The organism is Congzhengia sp. (genome assembly GCF_037235575.1).
GTDB classification, from domain to species: Bacteria; Bacillota; Clostridia; order UBA1381; family UBA9506; genus Congzhengia; species Congzhengia minquanensis.
Window position 1 is genome coordinate 1 of sequence record NZ_JAXUNN010000039.1, and the last position, 16659, is coordinate 16659.

Sequence of the window (16659 nt, forward strand, 5' to 3'; positions counted from 1 at the left end):
ATCGCCGCCCATACACTCGCAGCAGCAGTCGGCGCAAATAAGATTTCCGCAGCAGTTGCACATGGAAGTGCTGTCGTTGGTCATTCCGCCGCCCACGTTTCTATATTGTTGGCGCTGTGCCTCAATGGAGTTTAATGTTCTGCGGTATTCTGAATTGGAGGGGTCCATGTTTACCGCCTGCCTGAGAAAATTTACACCCTGATCGTGCCAGCCCCGGCGGATATATAAGCTGCCCTTTAAAAAGAACCATTCTGCCGTTCTGTCGGTGGCAGCGTCCAAAATCCGCTCCGCCTCATCTAACGAGTTTAAGTTAATGAGGTTCCGCACCTGGGCAAACGTTCCCGCGCTGCCGCTGCCGTAAGATTGCCCGTAGCCGCCGGAATAGGAGCTTTTGCCGGAAGCGTTGCCGTTGGTGAGCGTTTCATAGGCCTCGTTAATCTCTTTAAATTTTTCCGAAGCCAAATCGGAAAGGGGATTGCCCACATATTTATCAGGATGATATTGTTTTGCCAGTTTCCTGTAAGCCGCTTTAATTTCGTCCTGGGTGGCGTTTTTTGGCACACCCAGCACCTCATATGGATCGTTCATGCTTTTTTTCTCCTTTGTGGTCTAACACGTTATCTAAGACATTTGAAAGACCTAAATATATAATGTTATCTAAAATTGGTTTGTTCACTTTTAAAGTTAGCAGTTCATAGCTGCTGGCAACGTTGCTTAAGGTAAAGGTTAAAGAAGCACGCAGCTCTTCTTTGTCCGGCAGCGCAGGATTTAACAGAAAAACGTTAAAGCTGTGCTTTTTTTTGTCTTTCTCCATGTCTTCATAGGCGTCTAAAATATAAATAAACCGCCCCAGCATATATCCCATGTGACCCAAAATTCGGCGTGTGTTTTGATCTTCAATAAAATCCGGTGTAAACAAAAGCTGCATAAGGGAGGCAAATGCATGGGAAAGCTGGTCGATGGAAGCGCACCTGTCTGCTTCCAAACGGGAGAGCGCAAAAATAAATTCTTCGCTCTTTTTGTAAAGCTCACCATAGCGTTTTAACACACGGCGCTTTGCGCGCCACATGCAGCAATAGGCAAAAAAGGATTTTATGCTGTGTTCGTCGTGCATGTTGTCGCGAAGCTTTAACAACGCCAAAATCACCATAACGCCTGCACTGTAAGACAAGCATTCGTTCGTTTGCGCCACCGCCTTTTTGCGAAAAGGGTTCGCAATGCACCGTTCTGCCCGGCAGAAAAATTCTGCGTTTGCGACGGAAGATAAAATCAGGGCAAGAAAAACAGAATCGTAGTTCAGCCCCATCCGGGATGAAAAGCCATATTCATCCTTTAAGGTTTTGCATAGCCCGCAATAGTATGACCGGAACACATTATATTCTTTCACTTTCAGTTCATCTTTATAAATTTGAACATAACCGAACATTTGTCACCTGTAATTTTTTTCATATATTTTCATATTAAAACACATAATAAATAAGAATTTACGATTAGTATACCATAAGTTTTCCAAAAAATCATCAACAAATTGTTAATTCCGGTGAATTTGCCCATAAAAAAGGGTGGAGCCTGTGATTGCTCACAGGCTCCGGGGGATTATTATGAAAATTAGAGATTTTGCCGAAATTTCTTTCGACAATAAGACTATACCATAGATATATGAACAAATTATGAATGAAACGTAAATATTTTTTAAACATGACGAAATTTGACAATCATTTTACAGGGGTTTGACAAAATTTTGTCTATATGGGACTTGAAATCATGGAAAAATTATACTATAATATATATGGATAGTTATGTTAAGACACAAATTTTTTTAAGAGGTGGAAATGATGAATTTAACAGTAGAAGACATTTGCGTAAAAGGCAAAAAGGTTTTGGTAAGATGCGACTTTAACGTGCCTTTAAACGACAAGCTGGAAATTACAGACGATAACAGGATTGTCGGCGCACTGCCCACAATTCAGTATTTAATCGACAACGGTGCAAAAGTAATTCTTTGCTCCCATATGGGCAAGCCCAAGGGCGAGCCAAAGCCGGAGCTATCGCTGGCTCCCGTTGCAAAAAGCCTGTCTGAAAAGCTGGGCAAAGAGGTGATTTTTGCCGCTGACGACAATGTGGTTGGCGAAAATGCGAAAAAAGCCGTTGCCAACATGAAAGACGGCGACGTTGTGCTTTTGGAAAACACGCGTTACCGTGCGGAAGAAACAAAAAATGTGGATGCGTTTTCGGCCGAGCTTGCTTCCCTTGCCGATGTTTTCGTAAACGACGCATTTGGAACAGCCCATCGTGCGCACTGTTCAAACGTAGGCGTAACAAAATATCTTGACACAGCGGTTGCAGGTTACCTGATTGAAAAAGAAATTAAATTCTTAGGCAACGCGGTGAATTCGCCCGTGCGTCCCTTAGTTGCAATTTTGGGCGGCTCTAAGGTTTCTTCTAAAATTTCTGTCATTGAAAATCTGCTCAAAAAAGTGGATAAATTAATTATCGGCGGCGGAATGGCCTATACGTTCTTTGCGGCGCAGGGAAAAACGATTGGCACCTCTCTTTTAGAGGAAGACTATATTGATTATGCGAAGAAAATGCTGGAGCAGGCCGGCGATAAAATTTTGCTTCCGATTGACACAGTAGTTGCAAAAGAATTTAATAACGACGCAGAATCGAAAGTTGTTGAGGGCAACATTCCCGACGGCTGGATGGGCTTAGACATCGGTCCGAAAACCATTGAACTGTTCTCTAAAGCGTTAGACGGCGCAAAGACCGTTGTATGGAACGGGCCCATGGGCGTGTTTGAAATGCCCAACTTTGCAAAGGGTACAAACGCCATTGCTTTAAAGCTTGCTGAGCTTGATGCTACCACCGTTATCGGCGGCGGCGACAGCGTTGCGGCGGTGAACCAGGCGGGCCTGGGAAGCCGTATGAGCCACATTTCCACCGGCGGCGGCGCATCCCTTGAATTTTTAGAAGGCAAAGCACTTCCGGGAATTGTCAGCCTTACCATGAAGAAAAAGGTGATTGCCGGCAACTGGAAAATGAACAAAACCCCCTCTGAGGCTGCTGCTTTAATCAAAGAGCTTGCACCGAAGGTTGCAGACGCAAAAGACACCGTAATTGTTTGCCCCACGGCTGTTTGCCTTGCGGCAGCTGTAGAAGCGGCAAAGGGAACCAACATTAAAGTTGGCGCGCAGAACGTTTATTTTGAAGACAGCGGTGCATACACCGGCGAAATTTCCGCCGACATGCTGCTGGATTTGGGTATTGAATATGTAATAATCGGCCACAGCGAGCGCAGACAATATTTTGCTGAAACCGACGAAACAGTAAACAAAAAGGTTTTAAAAGCGTTCGAAAAAGGTTTAACGCCGATTGTTTGCGTGGGCGAGAGCTTAGAACAGAGAGAATATGGCATTACCAACGATTTGGTTCGCTTGCAGACAAAAATTGCGCTTAGCGGTTTAACTGAAGAACAGGTTGCAAAGACCATTATTGCATACGAACCCATTTGGGCCATTGGAACAGGCAAAACCGCAACCACCGAACAGGCGGAGGAGGTTTGCAAGGCAATCCGCGAATGTGTGGCAGAGGTTTACGGCAACAAAGCTGCAAGAAAAATCACCATTCAATATGGCGGCAGCGTAAATGCCGGCAATGCGGCGGAGTTGTTTTCTGAAAACGATATCGACGGCGGTTTGGTTGGCGGCGCGTCTTTAAAAGCGCCGGACTTTGCAACAATCGTAAACTGGAAATAAAAAATGGCAAAGAGGCTGCTTTTTGCAGCCTCTTTCATAAAGGAACAGGATGGTAGATTCATGAAAAAACCTTTGTTATTATGTATTATGGACGGCTTTGGCATAAACCCTGCGGATAAGGGCAATGCCATTAAAATGGCAAAAACACCAAACCTGGACAAATTGTTTTTAAACTATCCCCACACGCAGCTTTCAGCCAGCGGAATGGCGGTGGGCCTTCCCGACGGGCAGATGGGAAACTCTGAGGTGGGACACACCAACATCGGCGCAGGGCGTATTGTTTATCAGGAACTGACACGTATTACAAAATCCATTCAGGACGGCGACTTTTTTGAAAACGAAGCTCTTGTTGGTGCGGTGGAACATGCGAAGAAAAACGGCACTGCACTGCATATTATGGGCCTGGTATCCAACGGCGGTGTGCACAGTCACAACTCCCACATTTATGCCGTTGCCGAGCTTGCAAAACGTAAGGGCCTGGAAAAGGTGTTCGTTCACTGCTTTTTAGACGGGCGCGATGTGCCCCCTTCCTCCGGCAAAGAGTTCGTGGAGCAGATGGCGGAAGAGCTTAAAAAAATTGGTGTGGGCAAAATTGCCACAGTAATGGGCCGCTACTACGCCATGGACAGGGACAACCGCTGGGACAGGGTGGAAAAAGCATACCGCGCAATGGTAGCAGGCGAAGGCAACACAGATATTTGCCCCGTGTCCGCCGTAGAAAAATCCTATGCGGCTGATGTAACTGACGAGTTTGTAATCCCCACAGTTATTACGGAAAACGGAGCACCGGTTGCTACCGTTTCAGAGGGCGACAGCGTGATTTTTGCAAACTTCCGTCCCGACCGGGCACGCCAAATTACCCGTGCCTTTGTTGACCCTGATTTTAATGGCTTTGAACGCAAATTTTTTCCGCTGTATTTTGTGTGCATGACGCAGTATGACAAGACAATGCCCAACGTGGAGGTTGCGTTTAAGCCCCAGGTTTTAACCAACACCCTGGGCGAATATTTGAGTAAGCATGGTTTAAAACAGCTGAGAATTGCCGAAACGGAAAAATATGCCCATGTGACATTTTTCTTTAACGGCGGCGTAGAAAAGGTGTCGGAAGGGGAAGATCGGGCGCTGATTAATTCACCCAAAGTTGCAACCTACGACCTACAGCCGGAAATGAGCGCGCCGGAGGTGACCGACACGCTGATGAAAAAACTTGACAGCGGCGATTTAGACGTTGTGATTTTAAACTATGCAAACTGCGACATGGTGGGCCACACAGGCGTGATTGAAAGCGCTGTAAAAGCGGTTGAAACCGTTGACGCCTGCGTAGGAAAGGTGACAGACAAAATTCTTTCTATGGGCGGCGCAATGCTGGTGACTGCTGACCACGGCAATGCAGACCAGATGATTGACCCTGAAACCGGCGGCGCGTTTACGGCACACACCACGTTCCCGGTTCCGTTTATTGTTATCGGCTGCGGAGACGTGAAACTCCGCTCCGGCGGCGTGCTGGCAGACATTGCCCCGACGATGCTGGATATTTTAGATCTCGACAAGCCCCAGGAGATGACAGGAACAAGCATTATAGAAAAATAATCTTTCGATTAATAATTTTTGCCTTTCATGCACATTCTATAATATAGAGTGTGCATTTTCTTTTTGCACAAAAAAATGGAGGCCGAATATGAAAGATTATATTGAAATTACAGATGTGTATGCAAGAGAGATTTTAGATTCCAGAGGCAATCCCACGGTGGAGGCGTGCGTCTGCACGGAAGACGGCGTGTGCGCCCGGGCGTCTGTGCCTTCCGGCGCGTCTACCGGTGCGTTTGAGGCAGTGGAGCTGCGGGACCAAGACGAGTCGCGCTACAAAGGGCTGGGTGTGAAAAACGCCGTTTCCAACGTAAATAACGAAATTGCCGATGAAATTATTGGTTTAAATGTGTTAGACCAGCGGGATATTGACCGAAAAATGATAAAATTAGATGGCACGGACAACAAGTCGCGCTTAGGCGCCAACGCTATTTTAGGCGTGTCGTTGGCGGCAGCAAAGGCAGCAACGGCATCGTTGGGCACCAGCCTTTATAACTATATAGGCGGTGCTAACGCCCATGTTTTGCCGGTGCCCATGATGAATATTTTAAACGGCGGCAAGCACGCCGACAACAGCGTGAATCTGCAGGAATTTATGATTATGCCCACAGGTGCATGCTGCTTTTCGGAGGCACTTCGCATGTGCGCCGAGGTGTTTCACAGCTTAAAGGGCGTGCTGAAATCGAAAAACTATTCCACAGCGGTGGGCGACGAGGGCGGCTTTGCACCAAACTTAAAAAATGATGAGGACGCGCTGGCGCTGATTTGCGAGGCAATTGAAAAGGCAAACTTTGTTCCCGGAGACGACTTTCAAATTGCAATGGACGCGGCGGCCACCGAACTGTTTGAAGAAGCAAAAAAACAAGGGCGCGACGGCTATTATTTCTGGAAAACCGACATGTTTAAAACACGGGAAGAAATGATAAAATACTGGGAAAAGCTTGCTTCCGACTATCCGATTATCTCTTTAGAAGACGGCTTATCCGAGGAGGACTGGGACGGCTGGCGGGATTTAACACAAGCGTTGGGAAATAAAATTCAGCTCGTGGGCGACGACCTGTTTGTAACCAACACTCAGCGGCTGGAGCGGGGAATAAAGAATGGCGTGGGCAACTCCATTTTAATTAAAGTGAATCAAATCGGTACCTTAACCGAAACGTTAGACGCCATTGAAATGGCAAACCGTGCTGGTTACACAGCTGTGACATCTCACAGGAGCGGTGAAACAGAAGACACCACCATTGCAGACATTGCCGTTGCCACAAATTCAGGTCAGATTAAAACCGGCGCGCCGTCACGCACAGACAGAGTCTGCAAATATAACCGTTTGCTGCGCATTGAAGAGGAACTGAGCGGCAGTGCTTGTTTCCTTGGAAAACGTGCATTTTTCAACTTGATGTAATCAAAATGTAATATAATTGACACATTGCGTAATATATGTGTTACAAAGTGTGACTTTTTGTTGACTTTGTCCCGGTAGTGTGATAAACTAATATCCGGGGTGAGAAATTATGAATTTATGTGTTAGTGGTGAAAATGAATTTGACATTTATTACGTATTAAAAATTTTAACCGGCTGCGAGGAGAAATATTTCTTTTCGCCCAGGCTGTTTGTTCATGACATTGGTCTTGCAAAAAAGTTTAATACACTCAGAAGCGTACGTCGGAGTGTAAAGCTTTGCGGGATTGACCAATATCAGGTTGAAAAATTTAAACGTGCAAATTAACAAAATTATACTGTTTAAAACGCTTATATTCTGCACACACTATTTTTAAGGACACAAACGTTTTTGTGTGCTTTAAAAATAGGAGGTTGTTTGAATATGAGTTGTAAAGCAAATTCATCCATTAAATGTACCGTATCACAGTGCGAATACCACTGTGACGACCAAAACTACTGTACGCTTGACAGCATACAGGTAGGAACGCATGAAAGCAATCCGACCATGTGCGAGTGCACGGATTGTGAATCGTTCACAAAAAAACGCTAAATAAAAATTAGCGAAAATGCGCAGACAGAGGGTTTTTAACCCTCTGTCTGTTTTTTTGCCAAAACCAATTTTCTTTGTTGACTTTTATTTTCTGCGGTGATATAATTTAAATAATAAGTTTAAATAGGGTAACTATGAAATCCGCTGAAATAAGCAGAAATTTATGAGGAAAAAGGAGCGGCATATGGAAAAAAATTTCGACAGAAAAATTGTCTTTGAAGACGGCAAGGAATACTATGGATATGGCTTTGGCGCGAACTGCGACAGGGTGTGCGAAATTGTGTTCAACACCTCAATGGTGGGGTATCAGGAGATTATTTCCGACCCATCTTATACCTATCAGCTGGTGGTAATGACCTATCCTTTAATCGGGAACTATGGCATTGCAGACGAAGATTTTGAAACGAAGGTGCCCACCATCGGCGGCTTGGTGGTGCGGGACTATAACGACATGCCCAGCAATTTCCGCTACACAAAAACGTTGTCTGAAATTTTGGAGGAAAACGGAATTCCGGGAATTTACGGCGTGGACACCAGAATGATTACGCGTTCAATTCGCGACTTTGGCAGCAGAAAGGCGTTTATTACCGACGCTTCCACCGCCAAGGAGGACGCTTTGAAAATTTTATCGAGCGTTGACATCCCGAAGGACGCAGTGGCAAAAGTGAGCTGCAAAAAGCGGTGGTATTCCAGAACGTCCAACCACAAATATAACGTGGTGGCAATTGACTGTGGAATTAAATTAAACATTATCCGCAGCTTAAACAGCTGCGGGTGCAACGTAACCGTTGTGCCGTATAACACCACGGCGGACGAAATTGATTTTATGAAGCCAGACGGTGTGTTTTTGTCAAACGGGCCTGGCGACCCTGAAAATGTGCTGCCCGTCATTGAAACGGTGAAAAAGCTTAGAGGGAAATATCCCATATTCGGCATTTGCTTAGGACATCAGATAATCAGCCTTGCCTACGGAGCCCAAACTTATAAGCTTAAGTTTGGGCACCGGGGCGGAAACCATCCGGTGAAAAATTTGAAAAACGGCAAAATTGAAATTACCAGCCAAAACCACAGTTATGCCGTGGATTTAACCTCGCTGGAACAGACGCCTCTCACTCCAACCCACATCAATCTGTTAGACCAGACGGTGGAAGGCTTAGAATGTGAAAAGGACAGGCTGTTTTCTGTGCAGTATCACCCGGAAAGCGCCCCCGGCCCCCAGGACAGCACCTATCTGTTCGGCCGGTTTATCGACTTAATGAAGGAGGCGAACGGCAATGCCTAAAAGAAGTGATATTAAAAAGGTTTTGGTTATTGGCTCCGGCCCAATTGTAATCGGCCAGGCCGCAGAGTTCGACTATGCGGGCACCCAGGCGTGCCTTGCCTTAAAAGAAGAGGGATACGAGGTGGTTTTGGCAAACTCAAACCCCGCAACCATTATGACCGATACCTCCATTGCGGATAAGGTATATATGGAGCCGTTAAACCTTGAATATATGGCAAAAATCCTGCGTTATGAGCGGCCAGACGCAATCGTTCCGGGAATTGGCGGACAAACGGGTCTTAATATTGCCATGCAGCTTGCAAAAAAAGGCGTTTTGGCCGAGTGCCAGGTGGAGCTTTTGGGAACGTCCAGCGAAAGTATTGAGCGGGCGGAGGACAGAGAACTGTTCAAAGAGCTGTGCGAAGAATTGGGCGAGCCGGTGCTGCCGTCAGTGATTACCCACACTATTGACGAGGCAAAATCGGCGGCGGAAGAAATTGGATATCCGGTAGTGCTTCGTCCTGCGTTTACGCTGGGCGGCACAGGCGGCGGCTTTGCCGACGATGAGGAAGAACTTTGCGAAATTATGAAAAACGCCTTAAAGCTTTCCCCTGTGGGACAGGTCTTGGTAGAGAAAAGCATTAAGGGCTATAAGGAAATTGAATATGAGGTAATGCGCGACAAAAACGACACCGCCATTACTATTTGTAACATGGAAAATTTAGACCCTGTGGGCATACATACGGGGGATTCAATTGTAGTCGCCCCCAGCCAGACGCTGACGAACAAGGAATATCACATGCTCCGCGACAGTGCGCTGAAAATTATTCGGGCATTAAAAGTAGAGGGCGGCTGTAACGTGCAGTTTGCGTTAGACCCCCAGTCGTTTCAATATTATGTAATTGAGGTAAATCCCAGGGTGTCAAGGTCATCGGCTTTGGCATCGAAAGCCAGCGGTTACCCAATCGCAAGGGTTTCAGCTAAAATTGCCGTGGGCATGACCTTAGACGAAATTATGATTGCGAATACCCCCGCGTCGTTTGAGCCCACGCTGGATTACGTGGTAACCAAAATGCCCCGGTTCCCCTTTGACAAGTTTACCCAGGCGTCGAATAAGCTTTCTACCCAAATGAAAGCCACAGGCGAGGTTATGGCCATAGGCCGGACAATGGAGGAAAGTCTGCTGAAAGCAACCAGGTCTTTGGAAATCGGCGTGTGCCACATTTACATGTCAAAATTTGACAAAAGCAAAATGTCGGTAGACGATTTGATGAAATATATTGAAGAGGGCACGGACGACCGGATTTATGCCATTGCCCAGCTCATGTATTTGGGCGTGGACCACTCAAGAATTTGCAACGTGACGCAGATTGACATGTTTTTCTTAGATAAAATCAAAAACATTGTGGATTTTGAAAAGGTACTGGAACAGCCCGAAAGCGTTGGAAACATCGACCTGCTGTACAAGGCAAAGAAAATGGGATTCTGCGACAAATATATCGCCCATCTCTGGCAGATGACAGAAGACGATGTGTATGAAATGCGAAAAAAACACAACATGTTTCCGGTGTATAAAATGATTGACACCTGCGCCAGCGAGTTTGACAGCTATATTCCATATTTTTACTCCACCTATGAGGAGGAGAACGAGTCAATCGTGTCAGACAAACCGAAAATTATTGTTTTAGGCTCCGGTCCTATCCGAATCGGGCAGGGGGTTGAGTTCGACTATTCCACGGTGCATGCGGTGAAAACCATTAAGGAAAGCGGAATAGAGTCTATCATCATCAATAATAATCCAGAAACCGTTTCCACAGACTACACCACCTCCGATAAGCTGTATTTCGAACCGCTTACCGTTGAGGACGTTATGAATATTATTGAACTGGAAAAACCCATGGGCGTTATCGCATCGCTGGGTGGGCAGACGGCTATTAACCTTGCCGAGCCTTTAAAGAAACGGGGCGTTAAGCTCATTGGAACAGACTGTGACGCAATTGAGCGGGCCGAAAACAGGGACTCTTTTGAAAAAATTATGGAGGAACTGGAAATTCCCCAGCCAAACGGAAAAGCCGTGACCAAAATGGAGGACGGAATTCGTGCGGCAGAGGAGATTGGATATCCTGTATTGGTGCGGCCCAGCTATGTTTTGGGCGGCAGGGCAATGGAGATTGTGGCGGACGAAGAAGGTTTGCGCCACTACCTGAAAACCGCCGTTGAAATTGATGAGGACAAGCCAGTGCTGGTGGATAAATACATCATCGGAAAAGAAGTTGAGGTAGATGCGGTTTGCGACGGGACAGACGTGTTCGTTCCGGGTATTATGGAGCACGTGGAGCGCACGGGAATCCACTCCGGCGACTCAATTTCCGTTTACCCTACATTCAGCATTTCAAAAGAAGTGAAAAACGTTATCTTGGATTACACAAAACGTTTGGGGCTGGGCATCGGCATCATCGGGCTTTACAACATTCAGTTCATTGTGGACAAGGAAGATAACGTTTATGTAATAGAGGTTAACCCCCGTTCCTCAAGAACGGTGCCGTTTTTGTCGAAATCCACAGGCTATCAGCTTGCAGACATTGCCACGCTGGTTATTTTGGGAAAATCTTTAAAGGAACAGGGCTTTACCTCCATTTACCCCGAAGAGAAAAAGTGGTGGTATGTAAAAGCGCCGGCGTTTTCGTTCTCGAAAATCCGCGGGCTTGACGCATATCTTTCACCAGAAATGAAATCCACCGGCGAGGCCATTGGTTACGACAAATCCTTAACCCGTGCGCTGTATAAGGCCTTACAGGCTTCTGACATGCACGTGGTGAACTATGGTACGGTTTTTGTTACCATCGCCGACAAGGATAAGAACGAAGCGCTTCCGCTCATCAAGCGGTTTTACAATTTGGGCTTTAACATCGAAGCAACACATGGCACTGCGAAGTTCTTAAAAGAAAACGGCATCAGAACCAGAGAACGCACCAGCGGCGAAGGGGACGACGGCATTTTCGACTCTATGCGCAAAGGCTATGTAACCTATGTAATCAACACCAAAGACATTAACGCAAAAACTCACGAAACCGACGGCTATCAGCTCAGGCGCTGTGCGGTGGAAAACAACATTACCATGTTCACTGCCTTAGACACCGTCCGCGTATTTTTAGACGTTTTAGAAGAAGTAACCATTACCATTTCAACAATCGACAATTAACGTTTGAAACAAAAGCCCCGTGCTATTTTGCACGGGGCTTTGTTGTTCATTTTTTATTTTTCCGAGCAAAACTCTACTTTTTTTCCTTCTAAAATCATGTTGGTGGTGCGCACGGCGCACATTTTGCCGCACATGGAGCAGGTGTGACGGTCGGCCGGAGGCGTGCTTTCAAAATATTCCCTGGCTTTTTCACCGTCAATGGCAAGGTCAAACATCTTGTCCCAGTCCACTTCATGCCGGGCCTTTGCCATTTCGTTGTCCAAATCCCTGGCATGGGGGATTTTTTTTGCAATGTCCGCTGCATGGGCCGCAATTTTGCTTGCAATAATGCCCTCTTTCACGTCTGCCAAATCCGGCAGGCGCAGGTGCTCCGCTGGGGTGACATAACAAAGAAAATCTGCGCCGCTGGCCGCCGCAATCGCGCCGCCAATGGCCGAGGTAATGTGGTCGTAGCCCGGGGCAATGTCGGTTACCAGCGGGCCTAACACATAAAACGGCGCGCCGTGGCAAAGCCGCTTTTGCAGCTTCATATTGGCGGCAATTTCATCCATTGCCATGTGTCCGGGCCCTTCCACCATCACCTGCACGTCCTTGTCCCAGGCACGTTTGGTTAAGTTTCCAAGCTCAATCAGTTCTGCAATCTGTCCCGCATCGGTGGCGTCGTCAATGCAGCCGGGGCGCAGCGCGTCCCCTAAGCTGACAGTTACGTCAAACTCACGCAAAATTTCCAGCACCTCGTCGTAATATTCAAAAAACGGATTTTCGTTGCCCGTCATTTCCATCCAGGCAAACAACAGAGAGCCGCCCCGGGAAACAATGTTCATTTTCCGTCCCTCACGGCGAAATGCTTCCACGCACCGACGGTTTATTCCGGCGTGAATGGTCATAAAATCCACGCCTTCTTCCGCATGGGCACGTACGACCCTTAAAAAATCCTTTGCGGTAATTTCCAGCAAATCTTTTTCCAAATACCCAATGGCGTCATACATGGGCACCGTGCCAATCATGGCCGGGCACGTTTTAATCAGCGCCCGGCGAAAGGTGTTGGTCTTGCCGTAGTTGCTTAAATCCATAATGGCCTCGGCGCCGAATTTCACTGCCATGTTTACCTTTTGCATTTCCACATCATAGTTTTTGCAGTCCCCGGAAATTCCCAGGTTTACGTTAATTTTGGTCTTCAGGCCAGAGCCGATACCCTCTGCCGAAAGGGACGTGTGGTTCACGTTGGCCGGAATGGCAACCTGCCCCTTTGCCACAAGCTCCAAAAGCTTTTCCGGTTCCATGCATTCCTTTTCTGCAACCGTTTTCATTTCCGGCGTGATAATTCCGCGCTTTGCGGCTTCCATTTGTGTTTTATATTCGCGCATTCTAATGAAACCTCTCTTTCCAAATTAAAAGTTACCCTCAATGGCAAAAGCATGGTTTAAAGGACCGGAACCAATCCCCAAATCCAGATTCGCTTCCAGCGCGCCGGTGATATAGCGTTTCGCCTTTTTTACCGAAGTGTTTAAATCAAACCCCTTTGCTAAATTCGAGCAGATGGCGCTGGACAGCGTGCAGCCCGTTCCGTGTGTATTTTTGGTTTCAATCCGATCTGCATGAAACCACGTTGGCCCGCTTTGTTGATACAGCAGGTCGTCTGCGTCGCTCCCGCTGTGTCCGCCTTTTAAAAGCACCGCGCAGCCATAGGCACCCAAAATGACCTGTGCCGCTTGCTCCATGTCGATTTTTGACCGGATTTTTAAACCGCTCAAAATCTCTGCTTCAAACAGGTTAGGCGTCACAACGGTGCAGTTTGGCAGCAACCGTTCTTTTAACGCGGCCACGGCGCTTTCGCTGGAAAGGCTTGCGCCGCTTGTTGCAACCATCACCGGGTCTAAAACAATGTTTTTTGCACCGTATTCTGATAGCTTTTCCGCAATGGTTTCAATCAGTTCTTTGTTTGAAACCATTCCAATTTTCACCGCGTCGGGTGGAATATCGGTAAAGACACAGTCAAGCTGGTCTGCCAAAAACGCGGGCGGAACCTCAAAAATGCCTTTCACACCTGTGGTGTTTTGGGCAGTTAAGGCCGTAACGGCGCTCATGGCATAAACGCCGTGGGCCGTCATGGTTTTTATGTCCGCCTGAATTCCTGCGCCGCCGGAGGAGTCGCTTCCGGCAATGGTCAATGCTGTTTTCATAATTCGCTTTCCCCCTCAAATCTGCTGACCAAAACGCCTTCATACGAAGGCAGATATATGTCGCAGACAGACTGAATTTCTTCCTGGTCGGAAATGCTTGACGGGTCAAACACACCGCAAATCCGAAAACCTGCCGCTTTCGCTGTTTTCATGGCATAAAGCCCGTCTTCAAACACCCAGGTGGAGGATATATCTGTTCCCATATGCGTCTGGGCGGCATAGAAGATGTCCGGCCGGTCTTTTCCCGCGCCAATCTCGGTGCTGGTAAAAACACGGCGGAACAGCCTGTCAATCCCAAGCCGGTAAAATGCCGCTTCAATCATGCCGCGCTGGCTCAGGCTTGCCGCTGTAATTGGAATACCCCGAGCGTGTAAGCTTAATAAAAGCGAATAAACGCCTGCTTTCATCGGCACCTTGTTTTCATAAAATTTTTGAATCATGCCGTTAATTTCAGTTATAATTTCTTCAGGGGAGCGGGGCAGAGCATATTTTTGTTTTAAGTAATCCGCGGCCTCCGGCATGGTCATAGTAAACATAACCCGGTTTAAATTGGGTTCTGCCTCAATTCCCTTTTGCTGCAAATAGATGCGTCCAATGTTGTCCCACATGGGCATGGAGTCTAAAATGGTGCCGTCTACATCAAAGATTGCGCCTTCAATCATTGCTCCGTCATCCTTTCCGTTAAAGTACGAAGCTGTTTTGTTGCGGCAGTGATATCCTGCTGCGCAAAAATCGCACTGATAACTGCAATGCCGCAAATGCCGCTACCATTGAGCTTTGCCACGTTTTGCGGCCCAATTCCGCCAATGGCGATAACGGGAATGTTTACTGCCGCGCAAATGGCCTTTAGCGTATCTATGCCAACATCTTCCGCATCGTCCTTCGAGCCGGTGGGAAACACTGCGCCCACACCCAAATAGTCCGCTCCGCGAGCCTGGGCCAAAAGCGCCTGTTCCACGGTCTGGGCCGACACACCAACAATTTTGCCGCTGCCCAAAAATTCCCGGACAGAGCCCGTTTCCATGTCACTTTGTCCCACATGCACGCCGTCAGCGTCAATTTCCTTTGCCAACGCCACGTTGTCGTTAATTACAAAAGGTACGCTAAATTTTTTGCACAGTGCTTTTACCTCCAGCGCCTCGGCTAAAAATGCGTCGTGATCTAAGTGTTTTTCCCGAAGCTGAACAAAAGTTGCGCCGCCTTTTAAGGCCATTTCAACCTGCTTTGCCAGCGTATCTGTTCCCAGCCAGCTTCTGTCCGTCACGGCGTAGAGCAGCAGGCTTTTTTTATCGAATTTCATAGTTTGCTCCTTTGTTCAGTTCCTCACCTGTCATGTTATAAATTGCGTCGATAATTCTGTTTCTGTAGGTGGAGTTTCCATCGGCCTTTTCCATGTTGGCAAATCCGATTTCTCCGGCAAGCCCCATGGTGCAGACAGCGGCAGCTGCGGCCTCTAACGGGTTCTCAGGATTCGCGACCAAAAACGCGGCGAGCATGCCGGAAAGCTGACAGCCCGTACCTGTAATTTTGCTCATTTCAGGCCTGCCGTTTTTTATTATATAGCAGGTTTTAGCGTCTGCTACCAAATCAGTGGCGCCGGTTACGGCAATAATCGTGTTTCGTTCCTTTGCCAGCTGTTTCACAAATGCAACTGCGCTGTCTAAGTTGTTATCGTCAACTGCGTCGGCGCTGTCAGCGTCCACACCTTTTGTGCTTCCGCTTCCTGCGGAAAGGGTTTTAATTTCTGAAATGTTGCCCCGAATTGCGTCGAACTTTATTGTATCCGCCAAATCCAGAGCGGTTTTTGTGCGAAGGGCAGATGCGCCTGCGCCAACCGGGTCTAACACAACCTTGTGTCCCAGCTCGTTGGCCTTTTTACCCGCCGCAAACATGGCGGCAATGGTGTTTTTATTCAGCGTTCCAATGTTAATGTTCAGGCCGCCGCAAATCGACGTGATGTCGGACACGTCGTCAATTTCGTCCGACATAATTGGGCTGCCCCCACAGGCCAGCAAAACGTTTGCTACGTCGTTAACGGTGACATAGTTTGTAATGTTGTGCACCAAAGGCACAGTTTTTCGTACATTTTCAAGACAGTTTCCCAGCATAATGTAAAATCTCCTTTGTTAAAAAAATAAAAAAGCGTATATACCAACAAAGTATATACGCTTAAAAAAACCATATATCCCTACGTTGGCATTATCCAAATCAGGTTGTGGGTCAAAGCAACACAGCTTACTCTCAGCCCGCTTTGCGCGAGCCCCCCATTTTTTATTCTTTTCGACTTTCAGTATAGCACAGTGCGGCTTGAAAATCAATCCTTAAAACGGGGATTTTTAATTGGTTTTTCTGACAAAATATGTGAAATTGTGCCAAAATTGGCAGAATGAAAGAAACCTTAACTCTTTTGGTGAATTTTTATGATATTATTGTATTTCAAACATGCACTTTTGTATTATCTGTAGAAAAACGTATTGAAAATAGCAAATAAATATGGTATAGTAATAAACAATATTGGGCAAAGGAGTACTCCTTTGTTTGCATGTATACATGCAAACAACTTCTGCTTTGCTGACATAGAAAATTATAAGGAGGAAAAGAAGAGAGAAAAGCATCGCATTTTACGGCAGAAACAAAAAATATAAAAGAATTTTATCATCGTACAGAAGGAAAGAGAGGA

Annotated in this window: 14 protein-coding genes and 1 riboswitch; of the genes, 7 read left to right on the top strand and 7 right to left on the bottom strand. The window is 46.8% G+C overall.

Features of this window, described 5'->3' with window-relative positions; all coding sequences use genetic code 11:
* Nucleotides 1–588 (bottom strand): J domain-containing protein (locus WIG73_RS09565; RefSeq protein ID WP_337400324.1); only part of this gene is annotated, 588 nt, incomplete at its 3' end.
* The gene (locus tag WIG73_RS09570) at nt 572–1426 is read right to left on the bottom strand and encodes a DUF5685 family protein (RefSeq protein ID WP_337400325.1); all 855 of its coding nucleotides are present in this window, start codon (nt 1424–1426) and stop codon (nt 572–574) included. The genes WIG73_RS09565 and WIG73_RS09570, both read right to left, overlap by 17 nt.
* Nucleotides 1427–1832: 406 nt before the next feature.
* Here WIG73_RS09570 and tpiA point away from each other — a divergent pair, with 406 nt between their 5' ends.
* The 7 genes from tpiA to carB all read left to right on the top strand — a co-directional run bounded on the left by tpiA (nt 1833) and on the right by carB (nt 11796).
* Complete coding sequence (gene tpiA / locus WIG73_RS09575; protein ID WP_337400326.1) at nt 1833–3755, top strand: triose-phosphate isomerase; 1923 nt, start codon at nt 1833–1835, stop codon at nt 3753–3755.
* A gap of 60 nt (nt 3756–3815) precedes the next feature.
* Nucleotides 3816–5345, top strand: coding sequence for a 2,3-bisphosphoglycerate-independent phosphoglycerate mutase (gpmI, locus tag WIG73_RS09580; protein WP_337400328.1), 1530 nt, complete (start codon nt 3816–3818; stop codon nt 5343–5345).
* 88 nt (nt 5346–5433) lie between these two features.
* On the top strand, nt 5434–6744 hold the full coding sequence (gene eno / locus WIG73_RS09585) for a phosphopyruvate hydratase (protein WP_337400329.1): 1311 nt from the start codon (nt 5434–5436) through the stop codon (nt 6742–6744).
* Nucleotides 6745–6853: 109 nt separating this feature from the next.
* Nucleotides 6854–7069, top strand: coding sequence for a hypothetical protein (locus WIG73_RS09590; RefSeq protein ID WP_249310961.1), 216 nt, complete (start codon nt 6854–6856; stop codon nt 7067–7069).
* 96 nt (nt 7070–7165) lie between these two features.
* On the top strand, nt 7166–7333 hold the full coding sequence (locus tag WIG73_RS09595; RefSeq protein ID WP_177680407.1) for a DUF1540 domain-containing protein: 168 nt from the start codon (nt 7166–7168) through the stop codon (nt 7331–7333).
* Between the two features lie 184 nt (nt 7334–7517).
* A complete protein-coding gene (gene carA / locus WIG73_RS09600; RefSeq protein WP_249310960.1) occupies nt 7518–8615 on the top strand; it encodes a glutamine-hydrolyzing carbamoyl-phosphate synthase small subunit in 1098 nt (365 codons plus the stop codon).
* Nucleotides 8608–11796 carry a carbamoyl-phosphate synthase large subunit gene (gene carB, locus WIG73_RS09605; RefSeq protein WP_337400330.1) on the top strand — a complete coding sequence of 1063 codons (3189 nt, stop codon included), beginning with the start codon at nt 8608–8610 and terminating at the stop codon, nt 11794–11796. Before carA ends, carB begins: the two co-directional genes overlap by 8 nt.
* Nucleotides 11797–11849: 53 nt before the next feature.
* On the opposite strand, the gene thiC is transcribed toward carB, so the two are convergent.
* Genes thiC through thiM form a run of 5 tightly spaced genes read right to left on the bottom strand, consistent with a single transcriptional unit; the run spans nt 11850 to nt 16087 of the window.
* A complete protein-coding gene (gene thiC / locus WIG73_RS09610) occupies nt 11850–13163 on the bottom strand; it encodes a phosphomethylpyrimidine synthase ThiC (protein ID WP_337400332.1) in 1314 nt (437 codons plus the stop codon).
* Nucleotides 13164–13187: 24 nt separating this feature from the next.
* The gene (gene thiD / locus WIG73_RS09615) at nt 13188–13979 is read right to left on the bottom strand and encodes a bifunctional hydroxymethylpyrimidine kinase/phosphomethylpyrimidine kinase (RefSeq protein WP_337400333.1); all 792 of its coding nucleotides are present in this window, start codon (nt 13977–13979) and stop codon (nt 13188–13190) included.
* Nucleotides 13976–14641, bottom strand: coding sequence for an HAD family phosphatase (locus tag WIG73_RS09620; RefSeq protein ID WP_337400334.1), 666 nt, complete (start codon nt 14639–14641; stop codon nt 13976–13978). Before WIG73_RS09620 ends, thiD begins: the two co-directional genes overlap by 4 nt.
* The gene (gene thiE / locus WIG73_RS09625; RefSeq protein ID WP_337400335.1) at nt 14638–15279 is read right to left on the bottom strand and encodes a thiamine phosphate synthase; all 642 of its coding nucleotides are present in this window, start codon (nt 15277–15279) and stop codon (nt 14638–14640) included. Before thiE ends, WIG73_RS09620 begins: the two co-directional genes overlap by 4 nt.
* Nucleotides 15266–16087: a hydroxyethylthiazole kinase gene (thiM, locus tag WIG73_RS09630; RefSeq protein WP_337400336.1), complete on the bottom strand. Its 822-nt coding sequence runs from the start codon at nt 16085–16087 to the stop codon at nt 15266–15268. The genes thiE and thiM overlap by 14 nt, the downstream gene beginning before the upstream one ends.
* A gap of 60 nt (nt 16088–16147) precedes the next feature.
* Nucleotides 16148–16256: riboswitch (TPP riboswitch) on the bottom strand.
* Between the last annotated feature and the right edge of the window lie 403 nt (nt 16257–16659).